The sequence below is a fragment of the Streptomyces mobaraensis genome, from assembly GCF_020099395.1.
GTDB lineage: Bacteria > Actinomycetota > Actinomycetes > Streptomycetales > Streptomycetaceae > Streptomyces.
Window position 1 is genome coordinate 1,423,863 of record NZ_CP083590.1, and the last position, 19,389, is coordinate 1,443,251.

Consider the following 19,389-nt stretch of genomic DNA (forward strand, 5'->3'; position numbering starts at 1 on the left):
GCCCGGGGCGCGGCAGAGCAGCCAACCCGGTTCCGGTGAGGCCCTCAGCGGAACCGAGACGTCGCAGGCACGGGCCTGCCCGCCCAGGTGCCGGACCTTCGGCGGCCCAGCGTCCCCTCCCGGCGGGCGGCCCCGCATCGCGTTCCCGGCGGACGGCCGACGGCTTCGGCGGAAGCCCCCGCTGCCCGGGGCGCGGCAAGGCAGCGGACCAAGCGTCGCAGGCGCGGGCCTGCCCACCCGGGGGCCAGACCTTCGACGGCCCAGCGTCCTCTTCCGGCGGGCGGCCCCGCCGCCCAGCCCCGGGCCCCGCGGCGCGGAGCCGCGATGCCGGGGTCCGGGGCGGAGCCCTGGAAGAAACGGTGAAAGGGCGGGACCGGGGCACACCACACACCGGGCGCACACCCCCAGCGCCCCACCCCCCGTCACACGCGCCCCTCTCGGGGGCGCCCCGGCATCCGGGCCGCCGGATGGTCGTCCATGGACCACAGGTACTGGACGGCGTAGGCGCGCCAAGGCCGCCAGGCCGCCGCGTGGCGGGTGAGGGCGCCGGGGGTGGACGGCAGGCCGAGGGCGGCCGCCGCCCGGCGGACGCCGAGGTCCGTCGGCAGGAAGGCGTCGGGGTCGCCGAGGCCGCGCATGGCGACGATGTCGGCGGTCCAGGGGCCGATGCCGGGTATCTCGGCGAGCCGGGCGCGGGCGCGGGTCCGGTCGCTGCCGACGCCGAGGTCGAGGTCGCCGGTGGCGAGGGCGGCGACGAGGCGGGTGAAGGCGGCGCGGCGGCCGGCCGGCATGGCCAGGGAGGCGGGGTCGAGGGCGGCCAGGGCCTCGGTGGACGGGAACAGGTGGGTGAGCCCGCCGGGGGTCTGCCCTGAGATCTGCCCCGATGCCTGCCCGGCAGCCGGCGCGGACGTCTCGACGGGCGTGCCGTGAGCGGTGACCAGCCGGCCGGCCAGCGTGCGGGCGGCCGCGGTGGAGACCTGCTGGCCGAGGACGGCCCGCAGCGCGAGTTCCTCGGCGTCGACCGTGCGCGGCACCCTGCGCCCGGGTGCCTTGTCGATCAGCGGCGCGAGGTGCGGGTCGGTGCGCAGCAGCGCGTCGACGGCCTCCGGGTCGGCGTCCAGGTCGAGCAGGCGCCGGCAGCGGCTGATGGCCCCGGCGAGGTCGCGCTGGTCGGAGAGGGCGAGGCGGCAGGCGATGTGGTCGGGCAGGGGGCGGAGGCTGACGGTGCCGTGGCCGTACGGCAGGCGCAGGGTGCGGTGGTACGCGCCGTCGCGCCACTCCTCCACGCCGGGGACGGCAGTGGCGGCGAGGTGGCCGAAGAGGTTGTCGGGGGTGAAGGGGGCCCGGAACGGCAGGCGGAGGGTGAGGGCGCCGGACGCGGCGGCCGGCCGGCCGCGCCCGGCGCGGGCCCGGAGCGCGGTGGGGGTCAGGGCGAAGACGGCCCGCACGGTCTCGTTGAAGGCGCGGACCGAGGAGAAGCCGGCGGCGAACGCGACGTCGGCCATGGGCAGTTCGCTGGTCTCGATGAGGACGCGGGCGGTCTGCGCGCGCTGGGCGCGGGCGAGGGCGAGCGGTCCGGCGCCGAGTTCGGCGAGGAGCTGGCGTTCGATCTGGCGGGCGCTGTAGCCGAGGCGGGCGGCGAGGCCGGGCACGCCTTCGCGGTCGACCGTCCCGTCGGCGATGAGCCGCATGGCGCGGGCGACGACGTCGGCCCGTTCGTTCCACCGAGGCGAGCCGGGGCTCGCGTCGGGCCGGCAGCGCTTGCAGGCCCGGAACCCGGCCTGCTGCGCGGCGGCGGCGCTCGGATAGAAGCTCATGTTCCGGTCCTTGGGCAGGACCGCGGGGCAGCTGGGGCGGCAGTAGATACGGGTGGTGAGGACGGCGGTGAAGAACCAGCCGTCGAAGCGGGGGTCCTTGGACCGCGCGGCCCGTACGCAACGGTCGAAGTCGGTGTGCATGCGGTCAAGCATCGGTGCCGGCGGCGCCCGGGGCTGGCGGAAATCCGACATGGGCGTCGACGACGGGAGCGTGTCAATGATGGTTGACAGAGGGCGGTCGTGTCATCCATGGTTGACACATGGCCGGAACAGACGCGAAAGACGCGGTCGGCACCACCGAGGCCGCCATGGACACCGACCCCCGCGTGGGGCTGCGCGCCGTCGCCGCGCTACGGCGGCTGGTCGAACGACTCGAGGCGCTCCAGGTCGACAACGCCCGGAGGCTGGGCTGGTCGTGGGAGGAGATCGGCGCCCAACTCGGTGTGAGCAGGCAGGCAGTCCACAAGAAGCACGCCCGGAGGTAGACGACGATGTTCGAAAGGTTCACCAAGGAAGCCCGGTTCACGGTGATCGGCGCCCAGGAGGAGGCACGCATCCTCCGCCACTCCCGGATCGGCGCCGAGCACCTGCTCGCCGCCGTCGCCGGCCGCCCGCAGTCCCTGGGCGGCGCCGCCCTCTTCCGCCTCGGCATCACCCCCGATGCGTGCCGGGAGGCGATCCGTTCGACGGGGGATCTGGACGAGGACGACGCGGAGGCGCTGCGCGCGCTGGGCATCGACCTCTCGGCCGTACGGGCCCGCGCGGAGCGGGCCTTCGGGCCGGGGGCGCTGGACCGCGCGCCGGGCGGGGCGAGCGGGACGGGCGGGACCGACGAGACGGCGTCCCGGTGGTGGCCGTTCCGCTCCGCGAAGGGGCCCCGGCCGCATGTCCCGTTCGCCGTGGAGGCCAAGCGGGCCCTGGAACAGTCCCTGCGGGAGGCGCTCGCCCGCAAGGAGAACTGGATCGGCACCGAGCACGTCGTCCTCGGCGTCCTGGCCCTCGACCACCCGCCGGTGGTACGGGTCCTCCGGACCCTCGGTACCGACCCGCAGACGCTGCGCGCCGACCTGCTGGCCCATCTGCGGCCGGCGGCCTGAGGCGAAGCCGACCCGTTGGGAGCGCACCTCTGAGGAAGGGGCCGGGGCGCACCGACCGCGCCGAAGGCGCGAAGGAGGCCCCGACCCCACCGACTCGACCAGGCCGAGCTCAGACCTGTGTGGTGTACCAGTGCTGCCAGGAACCGCCGTTGGGGTCGTGCATGTTGATCCCCGCACCGTCCCAGGTGTCGTCCGCCCGCTGGACCTGGGCGATCTGCCCGTTCAGATCGGTGTGGAGCTCGCGGTTCCAGAAGAACCAGCGCTGGTTGGCGTTGCCGTGACAGTCCCCGACCGCCTGGACGGCCTCGTTGATGCCGCCGTTGCGGACGTCGAGGCAGTGCATGTTCGCGAGGCTGCGGAGCTTCTTGCCGTCCCACATCCACCACTGGGACGAACCGTTGCCGCAGGTGCGGATCTCGACGTTGTCGCCGTTCACGGTCAGGCACTTGCCACTGCGGTCGTTGCGGATCTCGAAGGCGTCCAGGGCCGAAGCGGGGGTGGCGGCCAGGACCGGCACGGCCGCGGCCAGCCCCAGCGCCAGTGTCCCCGCCACAAGTGCTCGTCTCATCACGGAACCGTTTCTCTCGCGTGCCCCGGAGGGAGCGCCGGGCGGCGGCTCCCCCAGGCGGCTCCACGGCCCCACCGGCAACCGGCGGGCACGTGGCACCACCCGCCGCAGCCTTGCCCGGGGGCCGCGAGATCACTCGAGTCGGGGGCGTACTGGCGGCAACACGCCGTTCGCGCTTCCGGGCGACCGGACGGATCAGGCCACCGGGCCGGAGGGGGCGGCGGGGTACGGCGACCGGGCGAGGTACGGCGACCGGGCGCGCACCGCCCGCCCACGGACCGACCACCGACTCCGGCGGGCGGTCGCCCCTCCCGCCGGGCGGCCCATGGCTCCACCGGGCGGCCGACGGCGCGTCTGGGGCGGGCCTGGTCACACGACTGGAGTCACCCTGCCCGCCCATCCATCCGTCCACCCACCGGTCCGGCGCGATCTCATCAGCCCCGCCCGCCCCGCAACCTCCCCCACACCACCCGCGCCGCATGATGCCCCGACATCCCATGCACGCCCGGCCCCGGCGGCACCGCCGACGAGCAGAGGAAAACGGCGGGATGGGCGGTCGCGTACGGCACCCGGGCAAGCTTGGGCCGGACGAGCAGCCGCAATCCGGCCACCGAGCCACACGCGATGTCGCCGCCGACGTAGTTGGCGTTGCGAGCGGCGAGCGCCGGCGGCCCCGCGACGGCCCGGGCCAGCACCAGATCGCGGAAACCGGGCGCGAACCGTTCGACCTGACGCTCGATCACCTCCGTCGCGTCACCGCGCCAGCCGTTGGGCACATGCCCGTACACCCAGAACGTGTGCTTGCCCTCCGGCGCACGGCTGGGGTCGACGATGCTGGGCTGGGCGGTGATGAGGAAGGGAACGGAGGGGTCCCGCCCGTGGACGGCGGCGCTCAGCGCCTCGCGGATCTCCCCGTACGTCGGGCCGACGTGCACCGTCCCGGCGCGGCGCGCGGCCTCGGCGCGCCACGGCACGGGCCCGGACAGCGCGTAGTCGATCTTGAAGACGGAGGGTCCGTAGCGGAAGCCGCGGTAGGCGTCGCCCAGCCCGGCGATCCGGGCGAGGGCGGTCGGCGAGGTGTCGAAGACGTAGGCGCGGGCGGGCGGCAGCTCGTCGAGCCGCCGCACCTCGAAGCCGGTGTGGATCGCGCCGCCGCACTCGCGCAGGTACGAGGCCAGCGCGTCGGCGATGGCCTGCGAGCCGCCGCGCGGCACGGGCCAGCCGCGCTCGTGCGCGGCCAGGGCGAAGACCAGGGCCATCCCGGCCGTGCCGAGGCCGGTGAGCGGCGCGATGCCGTGCGCGGCCAGCCCGGCGAACAGCGCCCGCGCCTTGGCGTCGCGGAACCGGCGCACGTAGACGGCCGCGGGCAGCCCCGCCGACAGCCCGAACCGGGCGTACCCCACCGGGTCGCCGGGCAGCCCGTCCCACTGGGTGCGCAGGAAGTCCCGGGCGAGGGCGTCCCACTTGCCGTGGAAGGGCTCGACGGCCCGCCGGTACACGCCCGCGTCGTGCTCCCCGAGGGAGGCGGCCGTCTCGCCCACCCGCCGGGAGAGGACGGCGGCCGACCCGTCGGGGAAGGGGTGCGCCATCGGCAGCCCGGGGTGGAGCCACTCCAGACCGTGCCGGGCGAGCGGCATGCCCTCGAACGCGGGCGAGCCGATGCCGAGCGGGTGCACGGCGGAGCACGGGTCGTGGCGGAAGCCGGGGAGGGTCAGCTCCTCGGTGCGGGCACCGCCGCCGATGCCGTCGGCGGCCTCGAAGACCTCGACGGACAGGCCGCGGCGGGCCAGTTCCACGGCGGCGGTCAACCCGTTGGGGCCGGCCCCTACGACGACGGCGTCGAGCATGGTGGGCACCGGCGGACTCCCCTCGTGAGCGCGTGGGCCGGGATGGGGCGGAACGGGACGAATAGGACGCGAGCGGGGCGGCAGGACAAGCGGGACGGGCGGGACGGGCGCGGCGGCCCTCCGCGGGAACCCCTGCCGGAATCCCCGGCCGGATTCCCCTGCCGGGATCCCTGCCGGAACGCCTCGCCCGGAAACCCCTGCTCAGACCGCCAGAAGCCCCAGGATACGCGCGAGCGTCCCCGCATCCCGCGCGGCGGAGAACGGCATCGTGTTGCCCCCGCCGATCCGGAACGGCACGCCCGCCACCGTCGCACTCGCCCCGCCCGCCTCGGCGACCAGCAGCAGCCCGGCGGCGTGATCCCAGGCATTGGGCCACGTGAAGGCGACCGCGTCGGCCGCCCCACGTGCCACGTTCAGGTACTCCAGCCCCGCCGAGCCGCACGGCCGCGGCACCACGCCGGGCGTGTCGAGCCGCGCGAGCACGCGCTTCTCGTGGTCGTCGGTGAAGTCGTAGTGCGATATCGCCACCCGCAGCTCGGCGTCGGGCACGGCGGGCCCGGGACGCAGCGGTGTCCCGTCGAGGAAGGCACCGCCGCCCTTGCGGGCGGTGGCCATCTCGTCCAGCGCGGGCGCGTACGTCCAGGAGGCGAGCAACTCGCCGCGGTGCGCGAGGCAGACGAGCGTGGCGAAGCCGGGGTCACCGTGCACGAACTGCCGGGTGCCGTCGACCGGGTCCACGATCCACACCGGATCGTCCCCGTGCAGCGCCTCCAGCACGGCCGGGTTGGCGTGCACACCCTCCTCGCCGACCACCCGCGACCCGGGCAGCAGCGCGGTGAGCGACGCCGTCAGGTGCTCCTCGGCCAGCCGGTCGGCGACCGTCACCAGATCGTGCGGCCCCTTCTTCTCGACGACCTCGTGGGCGGCGAGCTGCCGGAAGCGCGGCATGATCTCGGCAGCGGCGGCCTTGCGCACCGCTTCCTCGACGTCGGTCAGGTCCCCTGCGAGAAAGTCATCGATCATACGCCCATCGAACCATGCCCCACCGACAACCGGGGCCGGGGAGGTGGCCGGGGGCCGACGGAGAGGTGAACGGGCCGCGGGGACGCGCCTGGCGGAAGGCCACACCATGCCGACGCGACGTATCGGAGACCGCCCGCTCGGGAGTGGCAGTGGTGGGGGCCCGGCGTCGTGGCCCTCGGCGCGCGGTCCTCGGCGTAAAGGCGGGAACCCGGGCCGACGACGAACCGAAACCGTTCCGGACCGATCCGGCGCCGGAACGCCTGCCCCAGGCGACACATGCCGCGTCGGCATACCGCCCACGGCCACCGGCAGCCACCCACAGCCGCCCACGGTGGTGCACCTCGCCGCGGTCGACCACTACGACCCGGCCATCGCCGGACCGGGACCGGCCGGCTGCCGCGGCCGATCCTGGGCGTCGCGGTGCTCCCCCGGGTCCGGTCGCGCCCCGAGGCCCTCACGGACCACGCCGACGACCCGGGCCGCACGCTCCACCCGGGCGACGGCACACCGTTCACCTCCAGCCGGCTGTTCGGCCGTAGGCGTTTCCACGCCCGTGCGACGAGGAGGCGGACGCGGCGGAACGGACCTGGCGCCTCGACGGCCCGTGACCTGGCAAGCGTCCGACGGCGGACGGCCTCCCGGCGTCCCCGAGCAGCCGCTCGCCCTCCTCACCCGCGCCCGGGGCTCGGCGGCGACCCGAGCCGTCTCCTCCCGGTGCGCGGGGCCGTTCCGAAGCCTCACGGCTGCGCATTACGTCGTAGAAAACGCGGTGCCCGCTCTTGTGGCGGAAACCAGTCCCTAGCCTGGGGCGATGGCCGACACCCGGGATGAGCTTCCACACCGGAATCGGACGCCTCGACACGTACCCCACCGCTGGGTGTGGGCGGGGACAGGGCTGCTCGCGGTGGGCGTGGTGCTGCTGGCGACGACGATGCAGTTGCGGGCGACGACGCCGTACCGGAACGGAGCCGCGCCGCCCACAGCCACGCCTTCGACGTCCAGGCCACCGAGTGCCGGGGTGACCGCACCCGCGCCGCCCTCGAAAACGCGTCCGACGAACGTCCCGCCTCGCACCGGCTCCACACCTACGCCCCACCCGCCCGCCAAAGGCCACCCCACCAGGTCCGACACGGCCGGCCCGCCCGGCGGTACCTCCCCGGTGAGGCGCCGGCCCGGCGACTCCACGGACCCACCCGTCGCAGACCGCCCGCCCCCGAACCCGCCCGTCGCGGAACCGGTGGGCGACGCCGTCGCGATCGTGACGGGGGTCTCGGGACTGGTGTCGGCAGTGGCCGGGCTCATCACCGCGCTCGTGGGCCTGAGTTCCCTCCGCGCGGCCCGGAACGGCAGCCCGCAGAACCCCCCGGACCCCGCCCCGGAGCCACCGGCGGGAACACCACCCGACCTGCCGCCCGAACCACCGGCCACATGAAAAGCGGCCCCCGCCCTTGGGCAGGATGTCGGATGGGCGCTCGTGGCACCCGTTGCCGGAGCACGGGAAACGCCACAGCCCGGGTATACCGGACGCTCGGGCCGTACCCCCAGCACGTACCGTGACTGTATCCGCCGCGGAGACCGGCTCAGCGGCGACGTCAGGAGGGTGCACAGTGCACGGGGAGTACAAGGTGCCGGGCGGCAAGCTGGTCGTCGTGGACCTGGACGTCGCGGAGGGGGCCCTCCATGACGTCCGGGTGGCGGGCGACTTCTTCCTGGAGCCCGACGAGGCGTTGTTCGCCATCAACCGGGCGCTCGAAGGGGCCAACGCCGACCTGGCGGCCCCGGAACTCGCCGCCCGCATCGACGCGGCGCTCCCCGAGGGGACCGTCATGTTCGGCCTCACCTCGGAGGCCGTCGGCGTCGCGGTCCGCCGCGCGCTCGCGAACGCCACCGACTGGCACGACTACGACTGGCAGGTCATCCACGAGGGCCCTCAGTCCCCCGCCCTCCACATGGCCCTGGACGAGGTCCTGACGGCCGAGGTCGCCGCCGGCCGCCGACCGCCGACGCTGCGGGTGTGGGAGTGGGAATCCCCGGCCGTGATCATCGGCAGCTTCCAGTCACTGCGGAACGAAGTCGACATGGAGTCCGCCGAGCGCCACGGCATGACGGTCGTCCGCCGCATCAGCGGTGGCGGAGCCATGTTCGTGGAGCCCCAGAGCACGATCACGTACTCGCTCTACGTCCCGGACTCCCTCGTCCAGGGACTCTCCTTCGCCGACAGCTACGCCTACCTCGACGACTGGGTACTGGCCGCCCTCGGCGACATGGGCATCAAAGCCTGGTACCAGCCGCTGAACGACATCGCCACCGAATCCGGCAAGATCGCCGGCGCCGCCCAGAAGCGCATGGTCGGCGGCAACGGCGCCGTACTGCACCACGTGACGATGGCCTACGACATCGACGCCGACAAGATGCTCGAGGTCCTCCGCATCGGCCGCGAAAAACTCTCCGACAAGGGCACCAAGAGCGCCAAAAAGCGCGTAGACCCCCTCCGCCGCCAGACCGGCCTCCCCCGCGCCGAGGTCATCGACCGCATGATCGCCTCCTTCCGGAGCCGGTACGGCTGCTCGGCCGGCGCGGTGACCGAAGAGGAGATGGCCCGCGCGGTCGAGCTCGCGCAGACGAAGTTCTCGTCAGAGGAGTGGACGGCGCGGGTGCCGTAGGGGACGTTCCGCGCCGCGGTCAGCTGTCCGTCATACTGCTGCCCCTTTGATCTCCCGATGGTGGTCGAGGACGTCGACGACCGCGTGCAGGGCGTCGGGCACCCTGCCGGCCAACACCGGCAGGGCCCGGTACCAGCCGGCCGTTCCGAGGACGGAGTGGATGAGGTCCTTGGCAGCGGTGTGGTCGGTCGTGCTGACCGACAGGGCGTGCCCGGCGAGCACGCGGAGCACGGAGATCGCCCACTCGTCGTCCGCGCCGGTGGCCAGGTCCAGACGGGCTGGGGCGCCCAGCATCTGGGCGGCCACTGCGGTCATGGCGGTGGCTCGCTGTACCGGGTCCGTCAGGTAGTCGACCACCCGTCGGGCGTTTTTGACGTCACCCCGCGCGGCATGCAGCAGGCCGAGTCCGGTGACGAGGACGGGTTCGGTGGCGCCGCGCGTCCGTGCCTCGTCCTCGGCGGTGAGCAAGGCGCCGTCGACGGGCGTACCGGCCGCGAGGCGGAGCAGGGCGCCGGCGATGTCGGCGCCGTAACCACTCAACAGGCCGGGCCGCTCGACGCCGGGGATGATGGCCTCCTGAGCGAGCCCCACTTCAACGGCCAAGCCGACTCGCCGTCGGTAGCGGCGTTCCCATCCACTCGACTTCCTGCGCGCGTCAGGCTGGGCCCAACCCGCCGCTCGTTCGGCCAAACCCGCGTGAGCGAAGGCTTGCGCCACCAGGCCCCGCATGCGCGCGGTCTCCTCGTCCGCGACAGCGATCCCCCGTGCTACGGACTCCGCCTCCTCCGCACACCGCGACGCCTCGTCGAGCCGCCCCACGTCGGCGTGCGCGACGGCGGCGCTCGTGAGGATCCGAATCCGCATGACTGCGTCCGGTTCCCCGGCCGCCAGGGCGCGGGCCTCCGCCGCACCCTGATCACCGTCGCGCACCAGCGCCTCGGTAAGGAACGGCAGCCAGGTGATGGCCTGTTCACAGCTCTGGTTTCGAGACGACTCGATGAGCCGGGCCAAGCAGTCCCGCGCTTCGGGGCCGGCGCCGCGATCGGCGTGATGTTTCATCTCCGCCAGCAACCGGTCGACCGGATTCGCTTCGTCAGGCCGGCCGTCGAGCACGATCCGAGCCCGTGTGGTGATTTCTGCGGGCGCCCCGTCGAGCAGCCGACGCGCTCGGCGCGACGAACTGTCGACGTCGAGCAGGCTTCGCACCACTCTGGACAGCGTCTCGCCGAGACGGTCGTCCGCTGGGCCTGTCAGGAGCGCACGCATCCTGTCGTGTGCCGCATCGGCCAAGGTCCGCGCATCGTCCGGCAGTGTCTCCGCGAGCGCGGAAGCGGCCAGCGCGGCACAGTCCACGGCCGCCGGTCCGGCGGTCTCCACGTCGAGCGTAAGGGCGAACTCCATCATCCGGCGGTGCAGAGCCTCGGCCCTTGCCGGGTCGGCGCGGGCCACGGCAGTCCACATCTCCACGGCGACGGCGTGCTGTTCCTCCGCCATGAAGGCCAGATAGTCGGCTTGACCCGCCACGTCGTCGAGGATCTCGGCGGCACGGTCGGGGTGGGAGCCGCACAGTCGCGACGCGGCTTCGGCCGCTGCGGAGAAGTGGCTGGGATGACAGACATTGACCATGTTCAGCAGTCGGACCGCATCCTCCGGCTTCCCCGCGGCGGCAAGCAGGGCGGCGGCCTCCGGCACGACCTTGTCGGCGTCAAGCTCTTCGGCCGGGGCCGTCAAGGCGTTCTGGTACCGCGCCCGTTCGGCCCAACCGGCAGCCTCGCACGCGAATTCCCGCGCCTTCTTCTCGTCCCGGTCCAGCAGTACCTGTGTGACGTCCATCAGCCGCTTGGCCTTCGAGGCTGGGTCGGCGGGGGTGAGGGCGAGCGCCCTCGCCCGTGCCGTGTCCCCGACCAGTGCCAGGGCTTTCACGACGGCGCGCGGGGCCGTCCGGTCCTCACGCTCCAGGAAATACCGCGAGGCGGCGACCTGCGCCAGCACCTCAGGCGTCGGCTTCATACGCGCCACTTCGTCGAGCGAGGCCAAGGCGAGGTCGGCTCGGTAGAGGTTGGCCAGGCGCAGGTGGCGGCGGTGGTCCAGGGCGAAGGCGAGGAAGCGGGGGGCGTCACCGGAGTCGCGGAGAAGTTCCTGGTAGCCGTTGAGCAGGTAGAGAGGGGTGTTCGACGGCCATTCTTCGCTGCGGTAGCTGTCGGCCCAGTCGTGCAACCGCTGCGTCAGAGAAGCGAGCGTGATGTCGCCCAACTTCTGTGCAGCCGTGCTGTACAAGTCTTTGTGGGCCAGAACGTAAGAGTCCGGATCCAATTCCTCGTAGCTCACGTTGCGGCCTGCCACATTGCGCAACATACGCTCGAAATGAGCGGGGGTCAGCAGTTCAGGGTGCCCACCGAGTCGCATCAGCTCAGCAAGAGCTGAGTATCCGAGCCCTCGCCGAGACACAGCAAGGAGCCCAATTATCTCCGCACCCTCACGGGTACTAAGCAGCGCCTCCAAGTCTCGGGAAGCTGATTTGCGCAGGCGGTTTGCAGCACGAGACGGTCGGAAGCCCGGGAGCACCTCGGAGTTGAGCAAAGGATGGTCGTCACCCACATCATCGGGGACTGGAGGATGCCAGCGCCTGGCAACCACCACCCGGAGGCCGTGTGGAGTCACCTTCGGCAGAAGGGAAGCGATACTCCGCAGGGGACGGCAGATACCGCTGCTCTGGTCCCATCTGAATCGCCCTGCTTCCGCATCCTCGTCCAGTCCATCAACGAGTAACACCAGGTTTCGTCCTCGTGATCGGCTCACCTGGGCCGCACTTTCGTACAAAGCGAAGAGAACGGCATCATCAACGAGATCTCCAGGGGGCGGATCTTCGACTCCGACGAGCCGACTGAGTTGGGTAACCATCACCTCGTGGAAGTTCTTTGCCCTATCAGCACTGGACCCCCAACGGACAAAATAGCTGATGAGGTCCACCTCATCAGGCATATGAAAGGTGACGAAATCGGCAAGCAACACAGACTTGCCAGCCCAAGGGGGCGCCACCAACGACAGATAAGCCGGCCCCTCTCGAACAACCCTAGTCAGCATCGCAAGGTCCGCGTCCCGGTCTTCCAATCTGGCCGCACGCAGGTTGGGGGCGGTATGAAGGTAACGGAAAGGCGGGACGAGGTCCGCCTTTATTATCGATCGCCACCCTTGCTTGGCCTTGCGTTCCGCATCAGCCTTTGCGATCAGGATGTCCCAAAAAGCTGGAGGTTTCGGTGACCTCCGCAACTTTCCTTCGAGGTGGGTGACCAAGGCCCGGCAATGCTCTCCTGTCGGTGCCGAAACCCCGTTGAACCAATCACTGAGCCTCTGCCTGGGGATTCCCAGGCGGGCTTCCAGGTCCCCGTATGACAGCCCTCCGCGCGCTGCCCGGACTTCATCGCGCAGGTCTCTCAGGCTGCCGGCCAACTCCTCCTTGGCACTCTGCTGTTTTCGGGACTCACTGGTGTCGCCCATCGCGTCTCCTCTCCGGACAGTCACCGGACACTTCTTCCAGGCTTGTGAGCAGGCAGAACGCTACGCTCCGGCCATCCGGACGTTGCCGGACACGGCCTCATCAGGGGAGAACCGTCTCGCACGCCGCCCGGCCCCACGGCTCACTGGGCGTCCTCAGTCCGGGAAGGAACCCTCGATTGTCCACGCTGCCTGCTTTGTTGACCGACGCCACCGCACTGGCCGCCGCCACGGGTCTCACCTACACCACGACCTTGCTGACCGTCGCGCTCGTCTCGGTCGTCTCCCGCAACCCCGACCGCCGGCGGGACGCCCGGGCCACGCTCACGATCCTGGTGCGACGCCGACCGTCCCGCTAAGCCAGCGATGGGCAGGGGCCCGCGTCGGAAACCTCTCGGAAGGCAACTCGGATGCTCAACTGTGGCAAGTGTCCGGAAAGCACACGGCACCGATCGGCGCCGTGAGACAGTGCTCGTCACGGCCGACCACACTCCTCCCGCAGCCGGGCGTCCTGGGATCGACACCGCAGGACGCGCGGCGCAGGAGGAGCACCGGCATGGCTCAAGGCCCGTGGAACCGGCTGAAGCAGCGCGGCACCGACGCAGGGAGGTGGCTATGGCAACACAGGGGTGACGCAGCACAGCTGCTGCTCGAATCCATCGTCTCCACAGCGGCATCACACCTCGTGACCCTCCTGTAGGGAGGTCGCTCCCGACAGTCCAAGTGCCGGGAGCGACCACCGGATGCCACGCCCCCGGGCCTGTCCTCCGGTTCAGAGGTCGGCCCTCGGGGCATGGCAGTGTGTGGGCCGGTCCTTGGACGATACCTGACAGCAGGAACCGAGGACCGGCACTCCCTGCCAGCCAGGGGTGCACCGTCGGACGCATCTACTGCGCCACTCCCCGCGCTGCCGGGGACGAAGAGGGCCACGTGCTGCTTCTTGTCATCCAACTGATGCAGCAATCAAAGACTTTCACCGATTGAGCGAACGCCCCACATCCAGCGAGGCCACTCCCATGCCCCTGCGCGACCTACCCGCGAGACCCACCGGCACCGACACCACCCCCCGCCCCCACTGGGACCCCCGCCAACACCCCTGCGTCCGCGCCCTCACCCTCGACGGCGGAGTCGCCGGGCAGACCCTCGTGGAGTTGCTCGCGAACGCCGAGGAGCTGAAGGACGTCGGCGGCCTCACGCCCGGCGAGAAGGTCGCCCTCGTCGAGTACCTGCTCGCCGTCTGCTACGCCTCGCGCACGTACCCGTCCACGGACGAGGAGTGGACGGAGTGGGTTCTCGGGCAACAGCCCCTCGACGAAGCCGCGTCATGGCTCGCTCACCAACCGGACGACGACTGGGACCTCTTCAGCCCCACCCGCCCCCTCGGGCAGAACATCCTCCTGTCCGAGTTCCTGGAGGAACACGGCACCGGCCCCGCCCAGCTCGTCATCGAACGCGTCGGGGACTACAACCAGTTCGCCGACCACCACCACCTCGACCACCCGGACCCGCTCCCCGCGGCCGACGCCTTCCGGGCCATGCTGACCCAGCACACGTTCGGTCTCTCCGGCCGTGCCCGGATCTCGGGCAAGGCGACGCTGGGTCCCGCCATCACCAACCTGGCGACCGGGCGTCTCGCCGGCCGGATCCGGGTGCTGGCGCTCGGTCCGACGCTCGGTGACACCCTGCGGCTGAACCTCGTCCCGACCACCGACGAACCCGGTGTCCTCAACCTCTCCTGGACCGAAGGGCCCATCGAGCGGCGGGGGTTCGCGGCCAAGCCGGACGGCCGGGCAGTCACGGGGTTCGCGGATCTGCACAGCTACCTCGGACGATCCGTCCTTCTCAGACCGAAGTCCGGTACGGACGGCGACACCGCGGCCGTCGACCGCGTGCTGATCGGCGCCGGTGAACTCCTGGCTCTCGACCCGGAGCTGCACCTCCAGGACGCCGTCATGTCCATCACGCGCTCCGGCGAGAAGAAGCCCCTCTGGCCGTCCGCCACCCGTGATCTGTGGCGTGAGGCCCACGCTCTCTACGCCGCGGTGGAGGAGGAGGCCGGCGGGCTGTACTCCCGGCTGGCACGGCTGCCGAAGGCAAAGGAGCCCGGGCGTCACCCCATCGACCTGTTCGCCGTCGGGCTCGTCTCCAACAAGACGACGCCCATCAGCTGGGTCAGCAGCGTCTTCCCCTTCGCCCCCGGGATGGCACCCGCGCTCTACCAGGCGGCGTCGCGCGGATCGGAGGTGGCAGAGCACATCGCCCGCACCCTCGATCGAGCGGCGTACGCGGCGTGGGAAATCGCCTATCCGAACCCCAAACCGGCCGACAAGAAGGCCCAGCTGGCCCGCTTCGACGCGCGCGGCGAGCAGTGGAAGGCGACGGAGGAGCCTTTCCACACCATGCTCTCGGACGTCGCCGACGGGTACCTGGTGACGGAATGCATGGAGGAGTACGTGGAACGGCTCGTACCGATGGCTCGTGACGCTCTGGAAAAGCGCCTCGACTCGCTGTCCCGGAACGCCCAGGGGCTGCGCGCCCGTGCCGCGGCCCTGCGGCGCTTCGACGACGACATCAGTGGCTCCCGCGCACCGGATGACCTCAAGGGGTGGAACGCATGAGCAGTGCGACCGAGGCGGGAGTCGCCGAGGCGGACGTCTACGAGTCGGGCAGTGCCTCTCTTGTCACCTGGCTGACCTCCCTCGTACGCAACCGGGACTACGGTCAGCTCGCCCAGCTCCGGCGCACCAGCATGCGGACCAACGCGCACATCCGGGCGAGCTGGTACGTGCTGGACCCCGACGACGCCGGTGAGAGGGAGATCTACGAACAGGTGGCCTTCCTGTTCGCGGTCTACCACCGAGGCGTGAGCAGACCCGCCTACGGCCACGGCAGTCTTGGCGAGGCCATGCGCCGCATCGGCAGCCCGGCGGGCCGGGGCCCCAACGACCCCGGCGCCACCCGGCTGGTCGACCGCGTCGTGACCAGCCGCCGCGTCCCCTGGCGGCACCTCCAGCACGCGATCGCCCGGCTGCGGGCCTGTGAGCAGACGCCGCCCAACTGGCAACAGCTCGTCGACGACCTCATGCTCTGGCACAACCGGAAGGCCCGCATCGCCTATCACTGGGCGGTCGACTTCCACGCGCCGTACGACTCCGGCAGGAAATCCACTCAGAAGGGCAGCAGTTCGTGACCGATGTCCCCGCGTCGCGCGGTCAGTTCCTCTCGCTCCATTTGCTGGAGACTCTCGTCGCCGCATTGCCAGTACGCGATGAGAACAATTCACCCAAAAGCATCGTTTACGGCGGCGTCGAACGCCACATGATCACCAGCCAGGCCCGCCGCCGCGCCGAGCGTGTCCACGCCCGCAACCGGGCCAACGCGGGCGTCGGGCCGCTCGCCGGGCGGACCACCGGGCTGCGGACACGGGAATGGGCCCTGCTTACCGCGCGGGCGCTGGAGACGGCTCACGGCTGGGAGCGGGACGAGGCGGTCTCGACGGCCCGGGCCGTACTCGAGGCGACGGGGCTGAAGTTCGGCGACCCCTCGAAGAAGACCGTCGCCAACCTCACCAAGGTGCTGCTGTTCGCACCCGCCGACACCGGCGAGCGGATCGCCGCGCACATCGCCGCTGAGGCGGACGGGCTGCTCCGGTGGCGGGACGAGTACCTCGCCGCACAGGCCACCACGGCGAAGCCCAAGCGCGGAGCGCGCAAGGCGGCGGCCGAGGAGCCGGCGGACGGGGAGAGCGAGGGGGGCGCGGCCAAGAACCTCCCGCCGCTGCCCCGGGAGACGCGCGCCGCCGTACTCACCGCACTGGCTCCTCGCGACGCCATCGACATCGCCCTCTACGGCCGGTTCCTCGCCGAGATCGCCGACTCCCCCAACGTGGACGGCGCCGTGCAGAGCGCCCACTCGTTCACCATCCACGAGGCCGAGCAGGTGGACGACTTCTACGCCGCCGCCGACGACGCCAAGCTGGAGCGGAAGAAGAACGCGCTGGACTTCCTGGACGCGGCAGACGACGCCGGAGCCGGCATGACCGGGTACCAGTCGCTCATCTCGGGCACCTTCTACCGGCACGCCGTGCTCGACCGCCGCCAGCTGGAGGTCAACCTCCGGGCGGCGGGCATGTCCGCGGAAGAAGCGGTGGAGGCGGCCACCGCCGCGGAAGAGGAGTTCGTGACCGCCTTCGTGGAAGCGTTTCCCGAGGCGAAGAAGAACTCCACGGCCTCCACCGGTTCCTTGCCCGCCCTGGTCCTGGCCTTCGAGGGCGAGCGCCCGTACAACTACGCCGCCGCGTTCCAGAAGCCCGTGGACGAGAATCCGGAGGACAAGGGAGGCGAAGGGCCTGCCGGACTCGCCGGGGTGAAGCGGCTGCTCCGGCACCACACGTACGTGGACGAGCGCCGCCCGGACATCCGTACGTCCCGCCTCCTCACCTATGACCCGCAGGTGGACATGCTCCTCGACGAGTTCCTCGGCGGACTCGGCAAGCCGGACCTGCGCCGTGTGCACACCGTCAAAGGGCTGATCTCGTGACGCACGTCCTCCTCATCCGACTGGCCGGGCCATTGCAGTCGTGGGGAACGGCCTCCCGCTTCGCGGCCCGTCGCGACTCGCACAGCCGGCCTTCCAAGTCGGCCGTGATCGGAATGTGCGCCGCCGCTCTGGGGCTGCCGAGGTCCATGGGGTTGGAGATGCCCAAGCAGCCTACGGAAACGGACGAGCCGGGGAAGGTCCCCGCCTTCGGTGAACTGGCACGCACCGTTTTCGGCGTGCGTGCCGACCACCCCGGTACTCCCGTCCGCGACTACCACACCGTCGGTGCGGGCACCTACCCGCTGCGCCCACGCGACCTCATCACCGATCACAGGCGGGCCGCCGCCGTCGCGGCAAGCCTCGACACGGCCACCGGGGACCGGTTCGGCCACCACACGCTCACCGGCTGGTACGGCGCCCCCAAGAAGATCGCCGCGGATCCGCACTCCGGCGTATTGATCTCCGGAGAGCTGACCCGTTCCGCCCTCATCACCGAGCGGTGGTACCTGGCGGACGCGACGTTCCTCGTGGGGCTCCAGCATGAAAGCGACAGTTTCCTGGAGACGGTGCGGCAGGCGCTCGAACACCCACGGCGGCTGCTGTGGCTGGGGCGCAAGTCCTGCCCCCCGTCCGGAACCCTTGGTCTGCGGGTCGTCCCCGGCGACCTGGACACCGCGTTCCGCACTCACCGGCTCCTGCCGGTCGCCCACGATGACACCGACCCGACGCGCAGGCCATGGGCGTGGTTCCAGGTCCCGCCCACCGAACGCGGCGCCACACCCGTCCAGGACCAGCCGGTGAGCTTCGACGCGCTGCGGCCCGAGCACACCACTCGCTGGGAGACACGCCGGCGCATCACGATCGACGCGGATGCCGCCCAGTGGAAAGACATCATCCTGTGACCGATTCCGCCCGCACCCGTACCGCGACCGCCCGGTTCGTCGCCACCCACTCCGTCCTGACCCTGGACGCCCGGCATCCCTACGCCGCCAAGGCGCTCGTCGACGCCCAGGACATGCACCGCACGGTGATGAGCGGCTTCAAGGGCTGGGTCGACGACGGCAGCCGGGACCCCAGGGCCCAAATGGGCATCCTGTCCACCTGGACCATCGACCTGAAGAACGCCGCCCTCGTGCTGGTCGTGCAGTCCAGGGTCCCCGGTGACTGGAGCCACGTCCCCAAAGGAGCTCTCCGGGACAAGCCTCACCTCATCACCGTCGACCGCACCTACCGCGCCGGCGACAGCGTCAGCTTCCGGACGGTCGTCAACCCGACCTACGTGAAGCCGCAGTCGGGCCCGGACGGGCGGATGAGGCGCGGCAAGCGGGTGGCTCACACCACGCCCGCGGGCGTTCGGAAATGGGTCGTACGCCACCTGGGCGGCGGTGCGGAGCCCAGCCGGTTCGGTGTCACGACGGACGCCGAGACCGTCGCGGTGCGGTTGCTGCCGGCGGTCTCCAGCCCTGCACCGCACAAGGGGCTGAAGATCGCCCGTGCCGAGCTGCGCGGCGCCCTCACCGTGGTGGATCCCACGGCGTTCGTCACCGCGCTGTCGGACGGTATCGGGCACGCCCGCGCATACAGTTGCGGACTCGTACTGACGCGGTGAGGAGCCGGGTCCGAACCGCGCGTCACGCCCCGCCGAAGCTCACCTCGCCCCCGCCCCCACCGTTCTCCATCTCGTCCAGCAGACCCAGCGCGAAGTCCGCGTACGTGATGCGGTCGTCGGCGTCGCCGTGTTCCGCCACCCGATAGCGGCCGACGGGGGTGCCGTCGTGGTCGAAGTCGCCGGCCGGGGCCGCGTAGGTCCAGGGCAGGGGGGAGGTGCGGAGGAGGTCGAGGCCGGCGGCGTGGGCGAGGTAGAAGGGGCGGTATGCGTTGGGGTACCCCGGTTCGTCCATCAGCGGGGTGCCGGACGGGCCCGGGAGGACGGGGGCGAGGCCGACGACCGTCAGGCGGCGGACGCCGGCCTTGCGCAGGCCTTCGGTCAGGGCCCGGGTCGACGTCGTGAAGAAGTCGTGCGGGTCGCCGGACAGGTCGACGGCCGCGGAGATCGCCGCCTCGTGACCCGCGGCCAAGCGGGCCACGGTCGCCTCGTCCGTGACGTCGCCCGCCTCCACCCGGGCCTCCGGCGGCAGGTCGCGGTGGCGGGACGGGTCGCGGACCACGGCGGTGACGGTGTGGCCGCGGCGGATCGCCTCCGCCACCACCTGACGGCCTGCCCTGCCGCCCGCGCCGAAGATCACGATGTTCATGGGGACGCCTCTCAGCCGGTCTCAGCCGGTCTCAGCCGGGCCGGAGTCCTTCGCCCCGGCCTGTGCCCGCGACCGTAGCCACCGC

The 19,389-nt window shown here is 71.8% G+C and carries 15 protein-coding genes and 1 pseudogene; 9 read left to right on the forward strand and 7 right to left on the reverse strand.

From position 1 onward, the window contains the following. Positions 1 to 422: 422 nt before the first annotated feature. Positions 423 to 1,958: a DNA-3-methyladenine glycosylase 2 family protein gene (locus tag K7I03_RS05990; protein ID WP_185945531.1), complete on the reverse strand. Its 1,536-nt coding sequence runs from the start codon at positions 1,956 to 1,958 to the stop codon at positions 423 to 425. A 119-nt stretch (positions 1,959 to 2,077) separates the two neighbouring features. Here K7I03_RS05990 and K7I03_RS05995 point away from each other — a divergent pair, with 119 nt between their 5' ends. Beyond that, entirely contained in the window at positions 2,078 to 2,302 is a 225-nt protein-coding gene (locus K7I03_RS05995) for a hypothetical protein (protein ID WP_004939468.1), read from the forward strand. Between the two features lie 6 nt (positions 2,303 to 2,308). Next, positions 2,309 to 2,914 carry a Clp protease N-terminal domain-containing protein gene (locus K7I03_RS06000; RefSeq protein ID WP_185945530.1) on the forward strand — a complete coding sequence of 202 codons (606 nt, stop codon included), beginning with the start codon at positions 2,309 to 2,311 and terminating at the stop codon, positions 2,912 to 2,914. Positions 2,915 to 3,023: 109 nt separating this feature from the next. Here the strand turns inward: K7I03_RS06000 and K7I03_RS06005 are convergent, their stop codons facing one another. The 3 genes from K7I03_RS06005 to K7I03_RS06015 all read right to left on the reverse strand — a co-directional run bounded on the left by K7I03_RS06005 (position 3,024) and on the right by K7I03_RS06015 (position 6,352). Next, positions 3,024 to 3,482: an RICIN domain-containing protein gene (locus tag K7I03_RS06005; protein ID WP_078587674.1), complete on the reverse strand. Its 459-nt coding sequence runs from the start codon at positions 3,480 to 3,482 to the stop codon at positions 3,024 to 3,026. Positions 3,483 to 3,916: 434 nt separating this feature from the next. Beyond that, on the reverse strand, positions 3,917 to 5,338 hold the full coding sequence (locus K7I03_RS06010; RefSeq protein WP_224346912.1) for a phytoene desaturase family protein: 1,422 nt from the start codon (positions 5,336 to 5,338) through the stop codon (positions 3,917 to 3,919). Between the two features lie 192 nt (positions 5,339 to 5,530). Continuing rightward, positions 5,531 to 6,352 carry an inositol monophosphatase family protein gene (locus tag K7I03_RS06015; RefSeq protein ID WP_185945528.1) on the reverse strand — a complete coding sequence of 274 codons (822 nt, stop codon included), beginning with the start codon at positions 6,350 to 6,352 and terminating at the stop codon, positions 5,531 to 5,533. Positions 6,353 to 7,959: 1,607 nt separating this feature from the next. Between K7I03_RS06015 and K7I03_RS06020 the strand changes: the two genes are divergently transcribed. Further along, complete coding sequence (locus K7I03_RS06020) at positions 7,960 to 9,015, forward strand: lipoate--protein ligase family protein (protein ID WP_185945527.1); 1,056 nt, start codon at positions 7,960 to 7,962, stop codon at positions 9,013 to 9,015. A gap of 30 nt (positions 9,016 to 9,045) precedes the next feature. Here the strand turns inward: K7I03_RS06020 and K7I03_RS06025 are convergent, their stop codons facing one another. Together K7I03_RS06025 and K7I03_RS34240 are read right to left on the reverse strand one after the other, a co-directional pair. Beyond that, the gene (locus K7I03_RS06025) at positions 9,046 to 11,358 is read right to left on the reverse strand and encodes a hypothetical protein (RefSeq protein ID WP_224347756.1); all 2,313 of its coding nucleotides are present in this window, start codon (positions 11,356 to 11,358) and stop codon (positions 9,046 to 9,048) included. Between the two features lie 948 nt (positions 11,359 to 12,306). Continuing rightward, positions 12,307 to 12,513 (reverse strand): annotated as a pseudogene (locus K7I03_RS34240) (helix-turn-helix domain-containing protein); the annotation flags it as partial. A gap of 176 nt (positions 12,514 to 12,689) precedes the next feature. Between K7I03_RS34240 and K7I03_RS06035 the strand changes: the two are divergent. From K7I03_RS06035 to K7I03_RS06060, 6 genes are all read left to right on the forward strand, one after another. Further along, complete coding sequence (locus K7I03_RS06035) at positions 12,690 to 12,869, forward strand: hypothetical protein (RefSeq protein ID WP_185945525.1); 180 nt, start codon at positions 12,690 to 12,692, stop codon at positions 12,867 to 12,869. A 657-nt stretch (positions 12,870 to 13,526) separates the two neighbouring features. Beyond that, complete coding sequence (locus K7I03_RS06040) at positions 13,527 to 15,128, forward strand: type I-E CRISPR-associated protein Cse1/CasA (protein ID WP_185945524.1); 1,602 nt, start codon at positions 13,527 to 13,529, stop codon at positions 15,126 to 15,128. Further along, positions 15,125 to 15,700: a type I-E CRISPR-associated protein Cse2/CasB gene (gene casB, locus K7I03_RS06045; RefSeq protein WP_185945523.1), complete on the forward strand. Its 576-nt coding sequence runs from the start codon at positions 15,125 to 15,127 to the stop codon at positions 15,698 to 15,700. The genes K7I03_RS06040 and casB overlap by 4 nt, the downstream gene beginning before the upstream one ends. Then, entirely contained in the window at positions 15,697 to 17,049 is a 1,353-nt protein-coding gene (locus K7I03_RS06050) for a type I-E CRISPR-associated protein Cas7/Cse4/CasC (protein ID WP_185945522.1), read from the forward strand. The genes casB and K7I03_RS06050 overlap by 4 nt, the downstream gene beginning before the upstream one ends. Further along, positions 17,046 to 17,951, forward strand: a complete 906-nt coding sequence (cas5, locus tag K7I03_RS06055) for a CRISPR-associated protein Cas5 (RefSeq protein WP_185945521.1) — start codon at positions 17,046 to 17,048, stop codon at positions 17,949 to 17,951. Before K7I03_RS06050 ends, cas5 begins: the two co-directional genes overlap by 4 nt. Further along, entirely contained in the window at positions 17,948 to 18,658 is a 711-nt protein-coding gene (locus K7I03_RS06060) for a type I-E CRISPR-associated protein Cas6/Cse3/CasE (RefSeq protein ID WP_185945520.1), read from the forward strand. Before cas5 ends, K7I03_RS06060 begins: the two co-directional genes overlap by 4 nt. Positions 18,659 to 18,680: 22 nt before the next feature. Here the strand turns inward: K7I03_RS06060 and K7I03_RS06065 are convergent, their stop codons facing one another. After that, the gene (locus K7I03_RS06065; RefSeq protein ID WP_185945519.1) at positions 18,681 to 19,304 is read right to left on the reverse strand and encodes an NAD(P)-dependent oxidoreductase; all 624 of its coding nucleotides are present in this window, start codon (positions 19,302 to 19,304) and stop codon (positions 18,681 to 18,683) included. Positions 19,305 to 19,389 lie beyond the last annotated feature (85 nt).